Annotated in this window: 11 protein-coding genes; 6 read left to right on the forward strand and 5 right to left on the reverse strand. The window is 40.0% G+C overall.

The genetic code is table 11. The annotated features are described in order from the left end of the window. Positions 1–117 precede the first annotated feature (117 nt). Positions 118–1,809, reverse strand: a complete 1,692-nt coding sequence (locus BWI44_RS04925) for a tetratricopeptide repeat protein (RefSeq protein WP_117706045.1) — start codon at positions 1,807–1,809, stop codon at positions 118–120. 138 nt (positions 1,810–1,947) lie between these two features. Continuing rightward, complete coding sequence (gene xerD / locus BWI44_RS04930; protein WP_195208997.1) at positions 1,948–2,898, reverse strand: site-specific tyrosine recombinase XerD; 951 nt, start codon at positions 2,896–2,898, stop codon at positions 1,948–1,950. Positions 2,899–3,137: 239 nt separating this feature from the next. Between xerD and aroQ the strand changes: the two genes are divergently transcribed. The 3 genes from aroQ to BWI44_RS04945 all read left to right on the forward strand — a co-directional run bounded on the left by aroQ (position 3,138) and on the right by BWI44_RS04945 (position 5,770). Further along, positions 3,138–3,560: a type II 3-dehydroquinate dehydratase gene (gene aroQ / locus BWI44_RS04935; RefSeq protein WP_007661760.1), complete on the forward strand. Its 423-nt coding sequence runs from the start codon at positions 3,138–3,140 to the stop codon at positions 3,558–3,560. 22 nt (positions 3,561–3,582) lie between these two features. Continuing rightward, a complete protein-coding gene (pyk, locus tag BWI44_RS04940; protein WP_117706043.1) occupies positions 3,583–5,040 on the forward strand; it encodes a pyruvate kinase in 1,458 nt (485 codons plus the stop codon). Between the two features lie 100 nt (positions 5,041–5,140). Continuing rightward, positions 5,141–5,770 (forward strand): O-methyltransferase, encoded by a 630-nt coding sequence (locus BWI44_RS04945; RefSeq protein ID WP_195208998.1) that lies wholly within the window; start codon positions 5,141–5,143, stop codon positions 5,768–5,770. A 3-nt stretch (positions 5,771–5,773) separates the two neighbouring features. Here BWI44_RS04945 and BWI44_RS04950 read toward each other — a convergent pair whose 3' ends face one another. Both BWI44_RS04950 and BWI44_RS04955 read right to left on the reverse strand, forming a co-directional pair. Further along, the gene (locus BWI44_RS04950) at positions 5,774–7,720 is read right to left on the reverse strand and encodes a tetratricopeptide repeat-containing sensor histidine kinase (protein ID WP_195208999.1); all 1,947 of its coding nucleotides are present in this window, start codon (positions 7,718–7,720) and stop codon (positions 5,774–5,776) included. Further along, entirely contained in the window at positions 7,717–8,808 is a 1,092-nt protein-coding gene (locus BWI44_RS04955; RefSeq protein WP_195209000.1) for a sensor histidine kinase, read from the reverse strand. Before BWI44_RS04955 ends, BWI44_RS04950 begins: the two co-directional genes overlap by 4 nt. 137 nt (positions 8,809–8,945) lie before the next feature. Between BWI44_RS04955 and rbfA the strand changes: the two genes are divergently transcribed. The 3 genes from rbfA to BWI44_RS04970 all read left to right on the forward strand — a co-directional run bounded on the left by rbfA (position 8,946) and on the right by BWI44_RS04970 (position 14,194). Beyond that, on the forward strand, positions 8,946–9,278 hold the full coding sequence (gene rbfA, locus BWI44_RS04960) for a 30S ribosome-binding factor RbfA (protein WP_007661767.1): 333 nt from the start codon (positions 8,946–8,948) through the stop codon (positions 9,276–9,278). Continuing rightward, a complete protein-coding gene (locus tag BWI44_RS04965; RefSeq protein WP_195209001.1) occupies positions 9,275–10,507 on the forward strand; it encodes an FtsX-like permease family protein in 1,233 nt (410 codons plus the stop codon). Before rbfA ends, BWI44_RS04965 begins: the two co-directional genes overlap by 4 nt. 186 nt (positions 10,508–10,693) lie before the next feature. After that, positions 10,694–14,194, forward strand: coding sequence for a glycosyl hydrolase (locus tag BWI44_RS04970; protein WP_195209002.1), 3,501 nt, complete (start codon positions 10,694–10,696; stop codon positions 14,192–14,194). A 79-nt stretch (positions 14,195–14,273) separates the two neighbouring features. Here BWI44_RS04970 and BWI44_RS04975 read toward each other — a convergent pair whose 3' ends face one another. Further along, complete coding sequence (locus BWI44_RS04975; protein ID WP_195209003.1) at positions 14,274–18,329, reverse strand: hybrid sensor histidine kinase/response regulator transcription factor; 4,056 nt, start codon at positions 18,327–18,329, stop codon at positions 14,274–14,276. Positions 18,330–18,358: the final 29 nt, after the last annotated feature.

Consider the following 18,358-nt stretch of genomic DNA (forward strand, 5'->3'; position numbering starts at 1 on the left):
CTTTTCCGCGAAAGTACGGCTTTTGCAGATAATAAAAAAGAAATGCCCAACATTTCTCAATGTCGGGCACCCTATAGTTTTTTTAATAGGAACTAATTAATATGAGTTAAGAGCTCCTTACTGAGCGATGCTCATAAATTCTGCATTCGTGAAATACTTAGCAAATTCCAAGTCAGAAGCAGCTTTCTTAGCCAATGACGGTTCTTTAGCAACAGCGTTCTTCAAACTGCTGGTTACCATAGAAGCATTGTTGGTTCTTGCACCTAATACAGCCATCAAGTAGTCAGTATAAGCGTCAGGTTTTGCTACACTAGCCAAAGTGTTTTTAGCCTTATTGTAGTCCTTAGCCAAGATCTGTGCCAAAGCAGCGCTGTTAGTCTTAGTGTCACCGAATGCGCTTACAGCTCTGTCATATTGACCTTGAGCAATATACAGGTTACCCAGTGCTTCGTTCAGTTCTTTTGCACCTGAAGCTTTACTCAGATAGCTTTCTGCAGCAGCTTTGTCACCCTTAGTCAAGGCGATCAAACCGAGATTCATGTTAACTTCAGGAGCATCTTTGATAGAAGCAGCTTTCTTGAAGTAGCTTTCTGCTTTGTCAAGGTTACCTGCCTGATAAGCCAACTTACCTAAGTTGTTGTAAGCACGGAAATCGTTCGGGTAGATTTGAGTAGCTTTAGTGAAGATAACTTCTTGCTTAGCCGGATCGTTGGTCAGTGTAGTTGCATACAGCAATTCTTCTATATTCAACTGCTTAGGATCAGATGCAGCCAGACTTGCAATTTCTTCGTCAGACTTACCGATGATTTCATAGTTCAAAGTCAGACGTGAACGACGCAACTGCGGCAAGATATCGTCTGCTAAGTTCTTGTAAACAGAAGAGATGTTCTTGATTTCCTGTTCTCTTTGTTCAGGATCAGAATACATAGACAGAACACGAAGGATCAGTTCTTTATCCTGGATATTGGATTTAGATACCAATTCCTGGAAACCTTGCCAGTCCTGAGCAGTGTATTTAGTATCGATAGCTGCGTCAACTTTAGATTTCTTCAAGTTCTGGTTGATAACTTTTGCAGTGTTATCCTGACGATTTTCGGCCAACTTAGTGTTCAGGCTTACACCACCATCGGGAGATGCATAAGCAGAAATTTCAATATTGCTGATCTTCTTGTTTACAGCACCGTCTACATTCTTCACCTCTTCGTTGAATTCCTTAGCGGTCTTCAATTCGCTGGCGCGAACGTTAGCTTGCTGGATAAGGAACATGATGTTAGCATCGTGTTTTTCCTTGATGATACGCTGGAAAGCGTCGTCACCATTAGCAGGATTAGCACTGCCCAATGTCTGTCCAATCATTTCAGAAGTAGAAATCACACCATCAGCTACTTTTACAGCAGGGATAGTTACTGTTTTCTTGCCGATTGTGGCTTTGAACTCCAGATACAATTCAGACTTAGCCATTTCAGGGACATAGTCGAAAGAAGTTTTCATTGTGTAATTACCACCCATCTTGTAAGAGATAGTCTGATCGTTACCTTCTACTTTTTCTCCTTGGAATACAGCAGGCTGACCTTTAGCTTCGCCACCGTTCCATTTCAAAACCGGAGTTACTTCCACTACGGCTTTCTTGTTAAAATACTTTTCAGGGAATTTTCCATTAATCGTGGCCGGTACTTTGCCGCCTATGGCTTCAAGAACCTGAGGAGTCACGGTGAAGTAATCAGAGGATAATTCACCCATTTTGCTGCTACATGATGAAAGAGCAACAACCAGTGCCATTAACAAAGGCAGATACAATTTCTTAGTCATCTTAGGTATAAATTAATTGTTTGTAATTGAAATTAGTCTACTCGTTTTTCTTAGTGCCTATTACCACATGATAATAGCCTCGCAAAGATATTAAATCTATCGGCACAATCTAACACGAATAGCCAATTTTATTATAATTTAATGAAATCCTGTATCTTTTCTGTACTTAATGTTTCGTGGATGGTGCTCAATGATCTCACTTCGCAACATATTCCGGTCGATATGGGTGTAGATTTCAGTGGTCGCAATAGACTCGTGTCCCAGCATACATTGGATGGCACGGAGGTTGGCACCTCCCTCCAACAAGTGGGTGGCGAAGGAATGGCGGAAGGTGTGCGGACTGATATTTTTGGTGATGCCGGCTTTCTCTGCCAGCTCTTTAATCAGGTGAAAAACCATGATGCGGGAAATGCTATTTCCCCATCGGGCAAGAAAAACGTAGTCTTCAAATCCTTTCTTTATTTTACCAAGATTGCGGTCGAGCAGCCAGTATTTTATTTCTTTGATGGCACGGGGAGAAATAGGGACCAAACGCTGTTTGCTGCCTTTTCCTTCTACCTTGATGAAACCCTCGTCAAAGTAGAGTTCGGATAATTTCAGGTTACAAAGTTCCGAGACACGTAATCCGCAGCTGTATAGGGTTTCCAGGATGGCACGGTTGCGTTGTCCTTCCTTCTTGCTCATGTCTACAGTGGAGATAATAGTATCTATTTCTTCGACGGTAAGCACTTCGGGTAGTTTGAACCCGATTTTAGGACCTTCGAGTAGTTCGCTGGGGTCATCTTCCCGATAGTCTGCCATGACTAGGAAGTGGAAGAAAGATTTTATTCCCGACATGATACGTGCTTGCGAGCGGGGATGAATACCGATGTCGTGTAATCCGGCAGCAAAGCGTTGCAAATCATCCAGAGTCACAGCCAGCATATCGATGTTTTCTGTTTTCAGAAAACACAGCAGTTTGTTAAGATCGGTCAGGTAGGCATCGAGCGTATTGGCAGAAAGAGCCTTTTCTAACTTTAAATATTGCTGGTACTTTCTGATTATCAACGCTTGTCTCTCGTTATTCGTTGATTTTTCTTCTGTTTTCATTTCTTTTTTCTACCTTTGCTCCGCGAAAATAGGCTGCACTTTAGCAGAATACTGATAAATTTGCTTCTGCGTACAGTCTGCACTATCTTTGCAGCTCGATTTAAATATTTCTTAGGGCATATCTGGGCCGTGTCTGCTCCGTGTTCGCTCCGTATCTATATGTTTGGACTTGGTACGGACTTGGTACGGGCTTGGTACGGAGCAGGTACTTCCGGGACAAAGGTATAAAAAATTGTGTTATGAGGATACAAATAATTAATGGCCCGAATATCAATCTGCTGGGCAAACGTGAACCTTCCATTTACGGCAGTGTTACTTTTGAAGATTATCTTGCCGAACTTCGTCAGAAGTATACTGATATACAGATAGACTACTTTCAGTCGAACATTGAAGGAGAGCTGATAGATAAGATTCAGCAAACCGGTTTTGATGTAGATGGGATTATCCTGAATGCGGGTGCCTACACGCATACCTCTATCGCCCTGCAGGATGCTATCCGTTCGGTTACTTCTCCGGTTATCGAGGTACATATTTCTAATGTGCATGCTCGTGAGGCTTTCCGTCATGTATCTATGATAGCTTGCGCCTGTAAAGGCGTTATCTGCGGTTTCGGGTTGAACTCCTACCGCCTGGCGCTGGAAGCGTTGATAAGTGATAAATGATTAAATAAATAGGTATAAGATTATGTTATTAAAACAGACTAAGATCGTTGCAACCATTTCTGATAAACGCTGCGACGTTGATTTTATAAAAGGCTTGTTTGAAGCCGGTATGAATGTGGTGCGTATGAACACGGCACATCTCGGCCGCGAAGGCTCGGAGATGTTGATAAATAATGTGCGTGCGGTATCTAATCGCATAGCTATCCTGATGGATACTAAGGGACCGGAGGTGCGCACTACCATCTGTGCTGAACCTATTCCGTATAAAGTAGGGGATAAGGTAAAAGTAGTAGGTAATCCCGATTTGGACACTACGCGCGAATGTATTTCTGTCTCTTATCCGAACTTTGTGCACGATGTGGCTGTCGGCATACATATTCTTATAGATGATGGCGATCTGGAAATGGTCGTTGTGGAAAAGGCGGATGATTATCTGGTGTGTGAGATACAAAATGATGCTACTCTGGGAAGTCGTAAGAGTGTAAATGTACCGGGTGTACGTATCAATCTTCCTTCTCTGACGGAGAAGGACCGTACAAATATCCTGTATGCCATTGAGAAAGATATCGATTTTATTGCTCATTCTTTTGTACGTAATAAACAGGATGTTCTGGATATAAAGGAAATACTGGATGCCCATAACAGCGATATCAGGATTGTTGCCAAGATAGAAAATCAGGAAGGCGTTGATAACATCGATGAAATTCTGGAAGTAGCTGACGGTGTGATGGTAGCTCGCGGTGACTTGGGCATTGAAGTTCCGCAAGAACGTATTCCCGGTATCCAGCGTGTGCTCATCCGTAAATGTATTCTGGCTAAGAAGCCGGTAATTGTGGCTACTCAGATGCTTCATACGATGATTACGAATCCGCGTCCTACCCGTGCAGAGGTAACGGACATTGCAAATGCTATCTATTACCGTACGGATGCTTTGATGCTGAGCGGTGAAACAGCTTATGGTAAATATCCGCTGGATGCTGTGAAAACCATGACAAAGGTTGCCGCACAGGCAGAAAAAGATAAATTGGCTGATAATGATATCCGAATTCCGTTGGATGAAAACAGCAATGATGTGACAGCTTTCCTCGCAAAGCAAGCAGTAAAGGCTACTTCAAAGTTGAAGATACGTGCGATCATTACTGATAGTTACAGTGGACGTACAGCCCGTAATCTGGCTGCATTCCGTGGTAAATATCCGGTGTTGGCTATTTGTTATAAGGAAAAGACCATGCGTCATCTGGCACTTTCTTATGGCGTGGAAGCCATTTATATGCCGGAGCTTGCTAACGGACAAGAATATTACTTTGCAGCTTTGCGCCGTCTGCTGAAAGAAGGCCGTCTGTGCGAGACTGATATGGTCGGTTATCTAAGTAGCGGCAAAGCCGGTACACATACTTCTTTCCTTGAAATTAACGTAGTGGGAGATGCTTTGAAGTATGCAGAAGAAAGTGTATTGCCCAATAAGAATAGATACCTTTGATTAATTGACAATTGACAGTTGACAATTACTATGCAGTGTGACAGCGCAGCTAATTGTCAATTGTCAATTATCAATTGTCAATAGTTAATTGTCGATTGTTATGACCATAGACGAATATATTTTACAGCATATCGATGATGAAGGCGATTATCTGAAAGCTCTTTATCGGGATACGCACCTTAAATTGCTGTATCCGCGTATGGCGTCAGGACACTTGCAGGGTCGGATGCTGAAGATGTTTGTCAGGATGATTCGTCCCCGGAGAATATTGGAAATCGGTACATATAGCGGTTATTCAGCTCTTTGCATGGCCGAAGGGTTGCCGGAAGACGGAATGTTGTATACGTTTGAGATTAATGATGAGCAGGAGGACTTCACACGTCCTTGGCTGGAAAATTCTGGTTATGCAGATAAAATTAAGTTTTATATAGGTAATGCGTTGGAAATGGTCCCACAGTTTGATCTCACTTTTGATCTTGCTTTTATTGATGGTGACAAGCGCAGGTATATAGACTATTATGAAATGGTGCTGCCACGTCTGTCTGATGGTGGTTATATCCTTGCTGATAACACCTTGTGGGATGGACATGTGCTTGAAGAACAACCGCATCGCACCGACTTGCAAACCATCGGCATCAAGGCTTTCAATGACCTTATTGCACAAGATTCGAGGGTGGAAAAGGTGATCCTTCCTTTGCGTGACGGACTAACGATTATACGTAAGAAATGATATTTAAGCCAGCGGATAGGCGATTGTAACCACTTTTTGTTCTCCTTCCGAAACCAGATAGCTTCCTTTAAATGCTTCCAGACAAAGTTTGTTGATGTCATGCAGGATGCGTTGCTCCTGTTCGTCTTTCCATATATGGTAAAGTGGACTTCCTGTGACAGTAATTCTGAGGTATTGCCCCTCTTTTGTCAGTGTATATTCTACTTGGCAAATATCTCCGGTATACAATTTGGGTACGCACAATAGTGATGACAGTACTTTGAGGAACCATCTGCTATCTGCCTGAATGGGTAATATCTCTAAATCTGTATGGAAGTATGCATTCACCATTTTTGTTTGCATATTTACCATCATTTTTACTTCCCGACAGAGTTCCACGGCATCACATTCTTGTACGTTAAATCGCATCATTCCTGCTTCAAGACGTGATAAATCAAGGATATTGTTTATCAAGGCCAGTAACTTTTCAGAATTATGCTTTATGGTAACCGAGTATTCCTGTATTTCTTCTTCGGAAAGGTTTTTCTCGGTGGACAACAATTCAGAGAAGCCTACGACGGTATTCAGTGGTATACGGATCTCGTAAGTGATATTTTTCAGAAAATACTCTTTCATTTTATCTGTTGCTTCTATCGTTTCTAATGCTTGCCGGGTTTCTTCCTCCGAACGACGTAGTTGCCGGTGAATACAAAAGGCACGTATGATGGCAAGAAGCATGAGGATCAGTATGATGGCAGAGGCTCCGACGTATATCCAGCGATATTGTTTGGTCAGTAGTTCCTTGTCTAATAACGCTTTCTGGATTTTATAGTTGGCCTGATATACTTCTTCATGGCGTTGCAGCATATCCTGATTGAGAGAATCTCCTTTTAGGGCTGCTGTTTTATAAATATTGGCTGCTTCTTCATATCGACCGGCTTCTAGCATAGCTTCTGCTTTCATCTTAAGGATACTATTTTCGTGAAAGGGTTCTGCTTCTTGGCAGGATGATAAGGCCAGATCGAAGGCTTGGAAACATTTGTCCCAGTCTTTTATAAGTTTATAATATACCCCCCATAAAGCATGGTAATCAATATAGTAGCTGAAATATATTTCTTTATCGTAATATTTCTTTGCTCTTGTCAGGTGCATTTTAAGATTATCTTTGTCTTTGGTTTTAGCATAAACCATACCGAAAGATACTTCTATTTCTAAATAGATGTTTTTCAGTACATTGATAGATTGTGTGTCCTCTTTTATCAACTTTTCCACTACCTTTTGTTGCTGCTCTAATTCGCTGAGGGCTTCTATATATTTCTGTTGCGACAGATATATTTCAGCTAGGCTTTTGTGTATCAGTAGGAGAGAATAATTGTTGGCATTCGGATTTATAGTCAAAGCTTGTTTATAGCTTGCAATCGCTTCATCATATTGCTCTGCAAAATTTTGTGCCTGCGCCAAGGCTATGAGTGAAACGAATACTCCCCTGTCATACTTGATCCGTATGGATTCTTTTTGCATTTCTTTGGCCTGCATAATGGCGTATTCCGTATCTCCCTGGGCACACCTGGCTTGTAGGATGGATAACCAGATGGTATAATAGAGTGAGTAATTTTTATATCGGTAGCTGGCTTCCTTCAGGTTCAGAAAACATCGTTCCATCTCAGACGCTTCAGCCCGGAATTCATAGTGACGGCAGTAATCAAAAAGGACGTATAACTCTTCTTCATGTATCCCTTTTTGTCTGGATAGCGCAAGAGCTGAGTCCAGGAATTCTAAAGCTATATCTTTGCCCATATATTGCTGGAATGCATTTCTCAATATCTTTGAGCGGAGTGTATCGTTTGACTCAAATTTGACGGTCTGAAAGATGCTGTCACGGAATTGCTTGTCCGTTGAGATAGATGATTCTGCTCTTATCTGGAAAAGTATTCCTATTACAAACAAAAGTGTAAATATTATTTTCTTCATACTCTGCCCTCCTGCTTTAATGGGTGTGTGAAGACGAAGCGTGAGCCATCGGTATACTGCGGGTCTATCCATATTTTTCCACCGAGACGGCTGATGATGAGTTGGCAGATAGCTAATCCGAGACCTGTTCCCTGAGATTTCTCGTTTACTCTTTCGAAACGCTCGAATATGCTGTTTTGTTTTTCTGACGGGATACCGCAACCGGTATCTGTGATGGAGAATTGAGCCATCCCTTCCTCATTCTGTTCCAATTGCAGAATGATGCTTCCTTCTTTTGTAAACTTAGTTGCGTTGACCAATATATTGATTAGTACCTGGTGTAACCGCAGTGTATCAGTTTCGATTTCCAAAGAAGGAAGTTCTGTCCTGAAGAATATTTCAGCCTGTGTTTGTTTGATACCTTCCAGTGTTTGTATGATACCTTCGCACAAGTTTACTGCATTGCACTGCTTGAGATTGAATTTCATGTTTGTTACGTCAAGGCAAGAGATGTCCACTACATCATTTACGAGATTCAGTAAGAGGCGTGAATTTAGTTGGATGATGTCATTGCATTGTTTTCGGGTTTCTTCATCAATGCCCGGAGTAGTAAGTACGTCAGAGAAACCGGATAAAGCGTTTAGAGGTGTTCGGATTTCATGACTCATATTTGATATGAACAAGCTTTTATTGCGTATTGAGTTTTCCACGGCTTTTTCTGCCTTTTGTAACTTCCGTTTTGAAAGCATTAATTTTTTTGCTTTTCTTTTTAGGTAAAGGAAGCCGAAAATCGTGATAATGATAAGGCAAGGCAATACGATAAGGGCTAATAACAACAAATGATTCTGTTGCTGGTTATTGGCCAGTTGTAATTCGTCAATAGAATATGTATTACGTAGATCTTTTACTTTGTGAGTACTGATTCCTTTGTAGTCAGCATCAATCTTTTCTCCTAATTCTTTGTATAGATTGGCAGCTTTTTCATACTGCTGCTCTTTCATATATTGATCCGCAACTTTTCGGAGGCTATCTTGTTTACTGTCCTGATTAGCCTGACTGCAAAGAAGCAAGGGAGGCAGGAATAGCAATATGAAGACGAGTCTTTTCATGTTTTTTTGATTAGTGTTGTTGCAAAGATAATTTTATTGTGAATTGATTGGCTTGATAATCGTGCTAAAAAAAGTATAATTTGTCAACTAACCCAGATATTTCAGTAACTTTGTCTCTAAATAAAGGAATAAATAGTATGGAAACTACCAGACAGAACAAAATATGTCGTTTACTTCAAAAGGAATTGAGCGAAATTTTCTTGTTACAAACAAAATCTATGCCGGGCATATTGGTATCAGTCAGTGCTGTGCGTATCAGTCCTGACCTGAGTGTTGCACGTGCTTATCTCAGCATCTTTCCTTCGGAAAAGGCAGAAGAGATGATTAAGAACATCAATGAAAACATGAAGTCTGTTCGTTATGAGTTAGGAACTCGTGTACGTCATCAGCTTCGTATCATCCCCGAACTGAAGTTCTTTGTGGATGACTCACTGGATTATCTTGAGAAAATAGATGAATTGTTGAAGTGAACCTTCCCTTCTACATAGCCCGGCGCTATCTCTTCTCTAAGAAGAAACACAACGCTATCAATATCATTTCCGGCATTTCGGTGTGTGGAGTGGCATTGGCTACGTTGGCGTTGGTCTGTACACTCTCCGTGTTCAATGGTTTTCAGGATATGGTGGCAGGTCTTTTTACGGCTTTCGATCCGGAACTGAAGATTATGGTTCGTGAGGGAAAAGTCTTTGAACCGAATGGAGCTGCTTTTCAGGAGGTGCGTTCTTTGCCGGAAATTGATGTCTGGACAGAGACACTGGAAGACAACGCCATGGTGCAGTATAAAGACCGCCAGGCTATGGCAATCATAAAAGGGGTGGAAGATAATTTTGAACAACTGACGTCTATCGACAGTTTGCTATACGGTGCAGGGGATTTTATCTTGCACGATTCCATAGTGGATTACGGGGTTTTGGGTGTGGAACTGATCTCTGAGCTGGGGACTGGTCTTCAGTTCGTCGATCCGCTTCAGGTATATGCCCCTAAGCGGAATGTACGTGTGAATATGGCTAATCCTTCTGCTTCTTTTAATCGCGATTACCTCTTTTCTCCCGGAGTTGTGTTTGTGGTGAACCAGCAAAAATATGATGCGCGTTATATTCTCACTTCTCTTGATTTTGCACGTAATCTTTTTAATTATGATACGGAGGTATCTGCTGTTGAACTGAAGTTGAAATCGGATACAGATGCCTCTGCCGTACAGAAAAAGATTTCCCGCATCTTAGGCGATGATTTTTTGGTCTTGAACCGTTATGAGCAGCAGGCTGATGTATTCCGTATCATGGAGATAGAGAAGTTTATATCTTACCTGTTCCTTACGTTTATCCTTGCTATAGCCTGTTTCAATGTGATTGGTTCTCTTTCTATGCTTATTCTTGATAAGCGGGAGGACGTGGAAACCTTACGTAATCTTGGAGCGGATGATCGGTTAATCGCTCGCATCTTCTTGTTTGAAGGCCGGCTTATATCTTTGTTCGGTGCACTTTCCGGCATTATCCTTGGTTTGCTGTTTTGTTATATTCAGCAGCGTTTCGGCATTATTTCTTTGGGCGGTGGTAGCGGTGGCTTTATTGTGGATGCTTATCCAGTCAGTGTTCATGCAACGGACGTTATATTGGTATTTGTTACCGTGATTACCGTTGGCTTTCTTTCAGTATGGTATCCGGTCCACTATCTGACGAAGCGGCTACTGAAGAGATGATTGTACCTGTGATTCTTCTTTCAATGGGTAGAAAGTGTATGCAATCTGGCCATTAGTGTATTCATTCTGTATTTTGCAGGTTTGGATATCATTATGGCAGAATACCATATATGTATCCATTGTTGGGTTCTTATATTTGCATGTAGAAACAATGATTATAGAACCCACCTAAAAATCTTTTTATTCATGGAACGACGTACTTTTCTTAAAATTTTGTCATCAGCGGGTATCGTTAGTTTGGTTAGTCCTGCTTTTGCTATGGGAGTATGTAGGAACAAGGTATCTAAATCTTCTTCAACACTTCTTGAATCTACTTTCCGTAATCCGCCTTTCTCTTCCGGAGTTTATACGTGGTGGCACTGGATGAATGGTAATATTACTAAAGATGGCATAACCTGTGACCTTGAAGCCATGAAAGCAAATGGCATTGCAGGCTATCAATTGTTTGAAGCAGGAAGTGGCATTCCCATTGGTCCGGTAGAATCGCTTAGTGATGAGTGGGTAGATCTTATTTTACATACGCTCAAAGAGTCAGAGAGATTGGGCTTGGAGTTTGCAATGCACAACTGCCCCGGCTGGTCATCTAGTGGTGGACCTTGGATTACTCCGGATAAAGCTATGCAGATAATAACATGGAGCGAAACAAAAGTAACAGGTGGAAAACAAATCCGGATGCCGTTGCCTACTCCCAAACATATGTTTGATTATTATATAGATACATTTTGTTTGGCTATTCCGGCAAATATGGAAGTGATACCTAAGTCATCGGTTCTTGAATTGTCAGGGCAACTTAAGGACGGCGTTTTAACTTGGGCGGCTCCCGCTGGTGAGTGGTTGATTATGCGTTTCGGACAAACAGCTAAAGATCAGAAGAATAAGTCAGCTCCCTCTAAAACGACCGGATTGGATTGTGATAAATTCAGTACGGAAGCACTAGACTATCATTTGGATTGTATGTTTAAGAGGCTGATGCCTGCAATGGAGAAGGTAGCCAAACATTCTAAGATTGGCTTGCTGATAGATAGCTATGAAACGGGCGATCAGGATTGGACTTCCGACATGCCTGCCTACTTTGAACAAAAGCATAGGTATGCGCTTTATCCGTTTTTGCCTGCGTTAGCTAATAAGGTGGTTGAGAGTGAGGAAAGTACGAAGCGTTTCCTGTTTGACTTTCGCCGAACCAGAGCTGATCTGTTTGCTGAGCGTTACTATGCGCATTTTCAAAAACGGTGTAAAGAGAAAGGTATAATAACTTATACAGAGCCTTACGGTGGCAATATGATGGAAGAATTGCAAGTGGCACAACAGCTTGACATTAATATGGGAGAATTCTGGTGTGGCCAGACTGTGCTTTGGGCAAATTATAAATATAACCGTACCGTTAAACAAGTGGCTTCAATAGCACATACGCTTGGTGGAAAGATTGTTGGTGCTGAGGCTTTTACTTCTGAACCAGATGCAGACAAATGGCTGTTGTATCCATATGCTCTAAAGTCACTAGGTGATTATATGTTCACCCGGGGACTTAGTAGGATTTATTTTCATCGTTTTGCCCACCAACCGCATCCTACTGCCGCTCCGGGAATGACGATGGGAGCATGGGGATTGCACTTTGACCGTACCAATACGTGGTGGAAACCGGGGAAAGCGTGGATTGACTATTTGAATCGTTGTCAGCACATTTTCCAGAGCTCAACTTTCTATGGTGATATTCTTTATCATAATGGTGATGATAGTTTTGGCAGTACCATTGAACCGGAACAAACCCCATTGGCACCTCCAGAAGGGTATGATTATGACATGATAAATACTGAAATACTGGACAAGGCACACATCAAGGATGGAAAGATTCTTCTTCCTGCTACACGCTTTGATGGCTATAAGCTCTTAGTGTTGCTTAAATCGGAAACAATGTCATTGCATACGTTGCGGATACTGGATCGATTGGTGGATGAGGGAATGGTGTTGGTTGGTCAAAAGCCACAGCATACATTAGGTTTGTGTGATGGGGAGAAAGAAAATGAGTTTGTTGCATTGGTGAAAAAAGTCTGGCAGTACCCGAACGTATATGAAGGAGAGGATTTGCAAATCATTCTCAATCGGTTAGGTGTATCTCCTGACTTTGTTTATTATTCTGAGACAGGAAATTCAGCTGTTCATGCTATCCATTATCAACAGGAAGGAGTCGAGATATACTTCTTGGCAAATCGTAAGCGAGCGTATGAAAAAGGAACAGCTCATTTCCGGATAAAAGGTTATATTCCGGAGTTATGGGATCCTTATACAACTGAAATTTTACAGTGCCCGGTCTATCGCACTGATAGTGAAGGTGTAGAAATTCCTCTTAATTTTACTCCTGCAGGATCTATGTTTGTTGTTTTTCGTAAGGCTGAAAAACAACGGAAGTGTACAAATTTGAAATACAATGGAGTTTCTTTGTTTCCAACTATTAAAAATGTAGTGGAACAGGATTCTTTATCTGTAAATTTTAGTATTACTTGTTGGATAAAGCCTGAGGTGGACATAGCCATAACCGAAGAACAGGAACTCGGTGATATGTGTGCTCGTTTTTTTGCTATTTACCCTTTAGAAGGAGAGAGGCGACATGGAAACGGGCATAGTGCTGTTGGGTTGTCAGTGGGGCGGAATGGAGTGGTTGTATATGAGCGGACTATACATAATAAAGCTGTATACCGAAATCTCAGACCATTATCGGGGTGGACTCATTTGGCTTTGATCTATCAGAATAACGTACCGCATCTTTGGATAAATGGAGTATATGCTGGGGCAGGAACAACTTCAAGCACAATTGTACACCTCGAGACATTGCATTCGGATTTGTTGTGTAAAGCGGATGCTTATGAAGGTGGACTTTGTAATTTATGTATCCATTCTTCAAGTATTGACCAGACAGAGATAACCAAACTTTACCAAAAAGGGGTACCTGCTCCGTTCCATCCAAGTGAGCAGGTGATATCATGGTTGCCCAATTATCAGTTTATTGCATGGCAAGCTGGTATTTATGAGTTTGTTTCAGAGCATACAAGTTTTCGGAAGTATGTTGACATTCTTCCTGCGCGTATTTTGTTAGAGGGGCCCTGGAGGGTTCGATTTCCAAAAAATATGGGAGTAACTGAAGAAATTACTTTAAGCCAGTTGCATTCATTGCATTTAGAAGAAAATTTTGGGGTTCGTCATTTTTCGGGAACGATGAATTATCTCTATTCGCTGTCTATCAATAGTGCCTATTTACAAGACGATATTTGTTTACGTTTGGATCTAGGGCGTGTAGAAGTACTTGCTGAAGTGTTGGTGAATGAGAACTGTGCTGGAATCTGTTGGGCTCCTCCCTATTCTGTTGATATACAACAATTTTTGCACGAAGGAGATAATACAATAGAAATTCGTGTAACAAATTTGTGGGTCAACCGATTGATTGGTGATGAGTACATGCCTGAAGAGAATATTTATGGTTATCAGGATATTCCAAATAAATATTCTACATTGCGCAACGGTGGTATCAAAAAACTTCCTGAATGGTATATACAGGGTAAACCGAAACCTGCAGGAGGCAGAATTGCATTTACAACTTGGAAGCATTATGACAAAACCTCACCCCTTGTTGAGTCCGGTTTATTGGGACCGGTCACGCTAACGGCTGGGAAAATAGGGAACTTGAATAGGTAAGGTGCTTTCTGGATATAAATTTGAGGCAAGAGTGATATCATTTTCATTCTTGCCTTAAGTATCTATGCACAAGCTCTTTTTAGTTGAGAGAATTGTCTTTGTGCTTATTGCTTTCTCTGTATTCCTTAGGAGTTTGATTGTATCGTTTGCCAAATTCTTTATAGAAATGTGACCGATTTGTGAAAGCTGTCCGATACATGACTTCTTGTATAGTCAACGTGGTGGTTAATAGTAGTTTCGCGGCATAATTAATTCTTTGTTCTTTAATGAAATCTTTAGGTGGTAGCTGCTCCAGTTTTTTAAACTTGCGATATAAGTTTCTACTGCTGGTTTGCATGGCTCCTGCAAGTTCTTCCGGTCCGAACTTGGTGTTGTCCATATTTCTATTGATTAGTTCAACAGCAGTTTCTATAAACTTCTTATCTTCCTGTTGTAGCAAATGTCCACCACTAAATTCAAAGGCACTTGCTGAGGAGTTGTAATATTTCTTTAATTCTTCCTGCTTTTTTAATAGTTGCTTGATGATGCTCTTCAGATATTGAGTATTGAATGGTTTGGGGATATAAGCATCTGCTCCAGATTCTATACCTTCAATCTTTTCATCGGTTGTATTCTTTGCAGAGAGGATAACTAGTGGAATATGCATTGTATGTTTGTTGCTTTTGAGCTGTTTGATTAAAGTGATTCCATCTATTTTAGGCATCATAATATCTGTAATGATGAGGTCCGGTGTTTTTTGTTTTAATATGGTAAGCCCTTCTTCGCCATTTTCTGCGGTTAAAACAGAGTATTCATCGGATAGTATATCTTTTAGCATCCACAGTAGCTCTTTGTTGTCATCTATCATCAGAATGGTTGGCTCCGGTTGATTGGATTCTTCCTGATGATTGTCTCTTTCAGTTATTTCAGTACTGGTTTTATGGTTAAAAGGTTCAGATTTAGGAACTTCTTCATTTAGTATACGTTCCGCTTTTCCTGTTACTTCAAGTTGTGGCAGGTTCACTATGAACTGAGCATATTGGTTTACTTCACTTTCTACTTCAATAGTACCTTGTAGCAGTTCTACCATGCTTTGGCAGATAGCAAGTCCCAAACCATTTCTGGAAGAAAGCCCTTTAATACTATTCTCTTGAATATTATCAAGTACACTATATCTGTTAAATATAAATGGAATACTCTCTTTGCATATTCCTTTTCCCGTATTATAAACTTTTAGATTTAACTTGTCTCCTTCGGCTTTTATGGATATGCGGATTATTCCATTCTCGGGGGTATATTTAAATGCATTCGAGATAAGATTATTCAGGATCTTTGTGAATCCACTATAATCACTCTTCCACATAATTTCTGGATAGATATCGGTTTCTAGATGGATTTGATTCTGCTCTGCCAACTCACTGAATGAATCTATAATTTCCTTTGCCAGTTTACTGATATTCAGTTCCTGTATGTGGCATATCTGATTACCGGTTTCCATACGGCGGAAATCTATGACCTCCTGTATCAGGCTATTGAGGCGCTCTGTATTTGATTTAATAATCTGAGCATATTTCCTGATGAAAGCATCACTGTTCTCATGCTGCAATATTCTTTCACATGGTCCATAGATCAGGGTAAGTGGTGTGCAAAATTCATGTGTGATGTTAGTGAAGAAACGTAGTTTACCTTCGTACATTTCTACTTTATACTTTTCGTTTAATCTCTTGGAAATAGCGGCTTTTCTCCGTTCGTATTTCCGCCGGATATAGTGCCAGAATCCAAATCCTGCTCCAAGGGCCAGTAATACATATATTATCTGAGCTGCAATACTTTGGTACCAAGGGGGAAGAATGACAATACGGATACTCTGGATTAAATTATCATTGTTATTTCCTCCGTCATTGTATTTCACTCTCAATGTATAGTCTCCGGGAGGAATATTTGTAAATTGAGCTTCATTGGAACGTGTATTCATCCATACATTACTGAAATTCTCAAGTTTATAAGAATACTTGCAGTTCTCACCATTGATAAAGTCGGTGGCAACAAAAGAGATTGCAAAGAAATTCTGGTCATAGTTCAGTACGATATTTTGGGGATTGCTGCCTTTCTTTTCAAATTCATGAATATTATATTCCTTATTGAATATCCTTACTTTAGTAAAATGAATATCAGGTACGAAATTGCTTCTTCCCTTTTTCTCCTTTTTTATCCAGACTATGCCATTTACTCCCCCAAAAAAGTATCTGTTTCTTACTTTGTCTTGAAAATATGCGTTATCACTGAATTCTGTTATATCTAATCCTGTCCTATGATTAAAGTTTTTGAATATATTTTTTTGAGAATCAAATAATATAATACCGGTATTACTGCTTAACCATAGATGTCCTTCTTGGTCTTCAATGATTCCGTGTATTGTATTATTGGGTAAACCCTCATTCTCATTAAAATTCTTATAGTCATAATTGCCATTGGATGAGAATTTTAGTTTAGTTAACCCATAACTTGTACCTAACCACATATCTTCATGTTGGTCTTGATGTATACATAATATATCGCTCATGGGAGCTATGCCATTCCTATCAAAAGAGATGAAAGAATAATCTTCAGTATGCGAGTTTAATCTGATGACACCATTACCACGCATCCCAATCCAGATGATAGAGTCGTTTTCCGGATATATGGCATATATTTGATTATTTTTCTGCTTATGCGGAACCTTAAAGTTAAATGCATGAATCTGTTTAGCTTCAATCCCTTGCTTATGTCGTTGGGTGCTTATTTTCAATAGAGTATTTCCTGCCCCTATCCACAATAGTGAGTCGTTTGTCTCACTCATGGAATGTACGTGGGCGATATCTTGATTAGTATTGTTGATTAATGAGTGAATTTTATTGTCCGAGAAAGAGTAGTAGTTTAAACCGGGGCCATTGGAGCCTATCCACAGAATTGGATACACATTGCTTGGTGCAAATGCGAAAACTGCATTATTAGTGAGTCCTTCTTGAGTTGTAAGATGTGTAACGTTATCATTTGAATACTCTTTTGAAGTATCGTAATTTCTGATTTTTATTACACCGTTATCTTTTGTACCTAACCATAAGGTGTTATATTTATCAGTGTAAACGGCACGAATCGGCCTTTTCTTGCTGATCGGAAGTTCATTGAGTAATATATTGGTAAATGTGTACTCGTCTTTTGTCCATGCATATACCCCTTGGCCGTCTGTGCCAATCCAGATAATATCTTGTTGTTTATCTTTCCACAAAGAGAATACACCACAATTGATGTTGAACTTCTCAACTTGGTAGTTTTGTTCAGCTATTAGTCGTATAAGACCATTTGTTTCAAATCCAATAAGAATGTCTTTATTATCAAAAGCAATAGCTCCGATTTTACCACTTTCCTGAATCAATTGCTTTAATTTTTTGATAAAATGTAGCTTCTCTTTGTCTTTGTAAAATATGTTTCCTTCAGAATCTACCATAATTATTTTCTCGTCACTGTAGAAAGCATATTTTATGAGGTGTGGATATATAAAATCCGGATGTCTGACTACTTGAGGGTTATTTGTTTTTTTACCAGATATGGTATACTTTTCCATTATGCCTTTATGGTTTATCCATACCGTATCTTGTGAATCAATTATGAAACTCGATACATTGTCCAATTCCTTCTCATTATAGAAGGGGAAATTTATAAATTTATTGTCTAATTTCGAATATAGAGATAATGTATTGGGTCTATTAAATACATATAAATAGTCTTGGCTGTCTTTGGCGATATACGAATTTTCGCCAAATTCATTATAGTATTCTTCTATAGTATTACTTTGCTGGGATAGTTTATTTAGCCCCCATTTTGTGCTAATCCATAGATAGTTCTTATCTGTTTCTATAACTTTTCTGATAACGTTACTTGAAAGACTATTTTGATTGTTGATATCAGGCTTATATACATATATCTTTTGGCTGTCGTACATATTGAGCCCGTCATAAGTACCAATCCATAAGAATCGTTTTTCATCCTGAAATAAACAGGTAACGGAACTATTTGATAGCCCGTCACGATTACTAATTTGTCTAAGGTTGTGTGAATTGACATTTTGTATAAAACAAAATAGTAGCAGCAAAGAAAATTGAATATAATATTTCATTAGTAGTCCTCTTGGCATTAATCACTTTT

This window comes from Bacteroides sp. Phil13 (assembly GCF_001940965.1).
Taxonomy (GTDB): Bacteria; Bacteroidota; Bacteroidia; order Bacteroidales; family Bacteroidaceae; genus Bacteroides; species Bacteroides intestinalis.

Coding starts and splice junctions, on each gene's coding strand:
- BWI44_RS04945 (WP_195208998.1), top strand. CDS start 5,141: ATGACCATAGACGAATATATTTTACAGCATATCGATGATGAAGGCGAT.
- rbfA (WP_007661767.1), top strand. CDS start 8,946: ATGGAAACTACCAGACAGAACAAAATATGTCGTTTACTTCAAAAGGAA.
- BWI44_RS04975 (WP_195209003.1), bottom strand. CDS start 18,329: ATGAAATATTATATTCAATTTTCTTTGCTGCTACTATTTTGTTTTATA.
- BWI44_RS04925 (WP_117706045.1), bottom strand. CDS start 1,809: ATGACTAAGAAATTGTATCTGCCTTTGTTAATGGCACTGGTTGTTGCT.
- BWI44_RS04970 (WP_195209002.1), top strand. CDS start 10,694: ATGGAACGACGTACTTTTCTTAAAATTTTGTCATCAGCGGGTATCGTT.
- xerD (WP_195208997.1), bottom strand. CDS start 2,898: ATGAAAACAGAAGAAAAATCAACGAATAACGAGAGACAAGCGTTGATA.
- BWI44_RS04950 (WP_195208999.1), bottom strand. CDS start 7,720: ATGAAGAAAATAATATTTACACTTTTGTTTGTAATAGGAATACTTTTC.
- BWI44_RS04955 (WP_195209000.1), bottom strand. CDS start 8,808: ATGAAAAGACTCGTCTTCATATTGCTATTCCTGCCTCCCTTGCTTCTT.
- aroQ (WP_007661760.1), top strand. CDS start 3,138: ATGAGGATACAAATAATTAATGGCCCGAATATCAATCTGCTGGGCAAA.
- pyk (WP_117706043.1), top strand. CDS start 3,583: ATGTTATTAAAACAGACTAAGATCGTTGCAACCATTTCTGATAAACGC.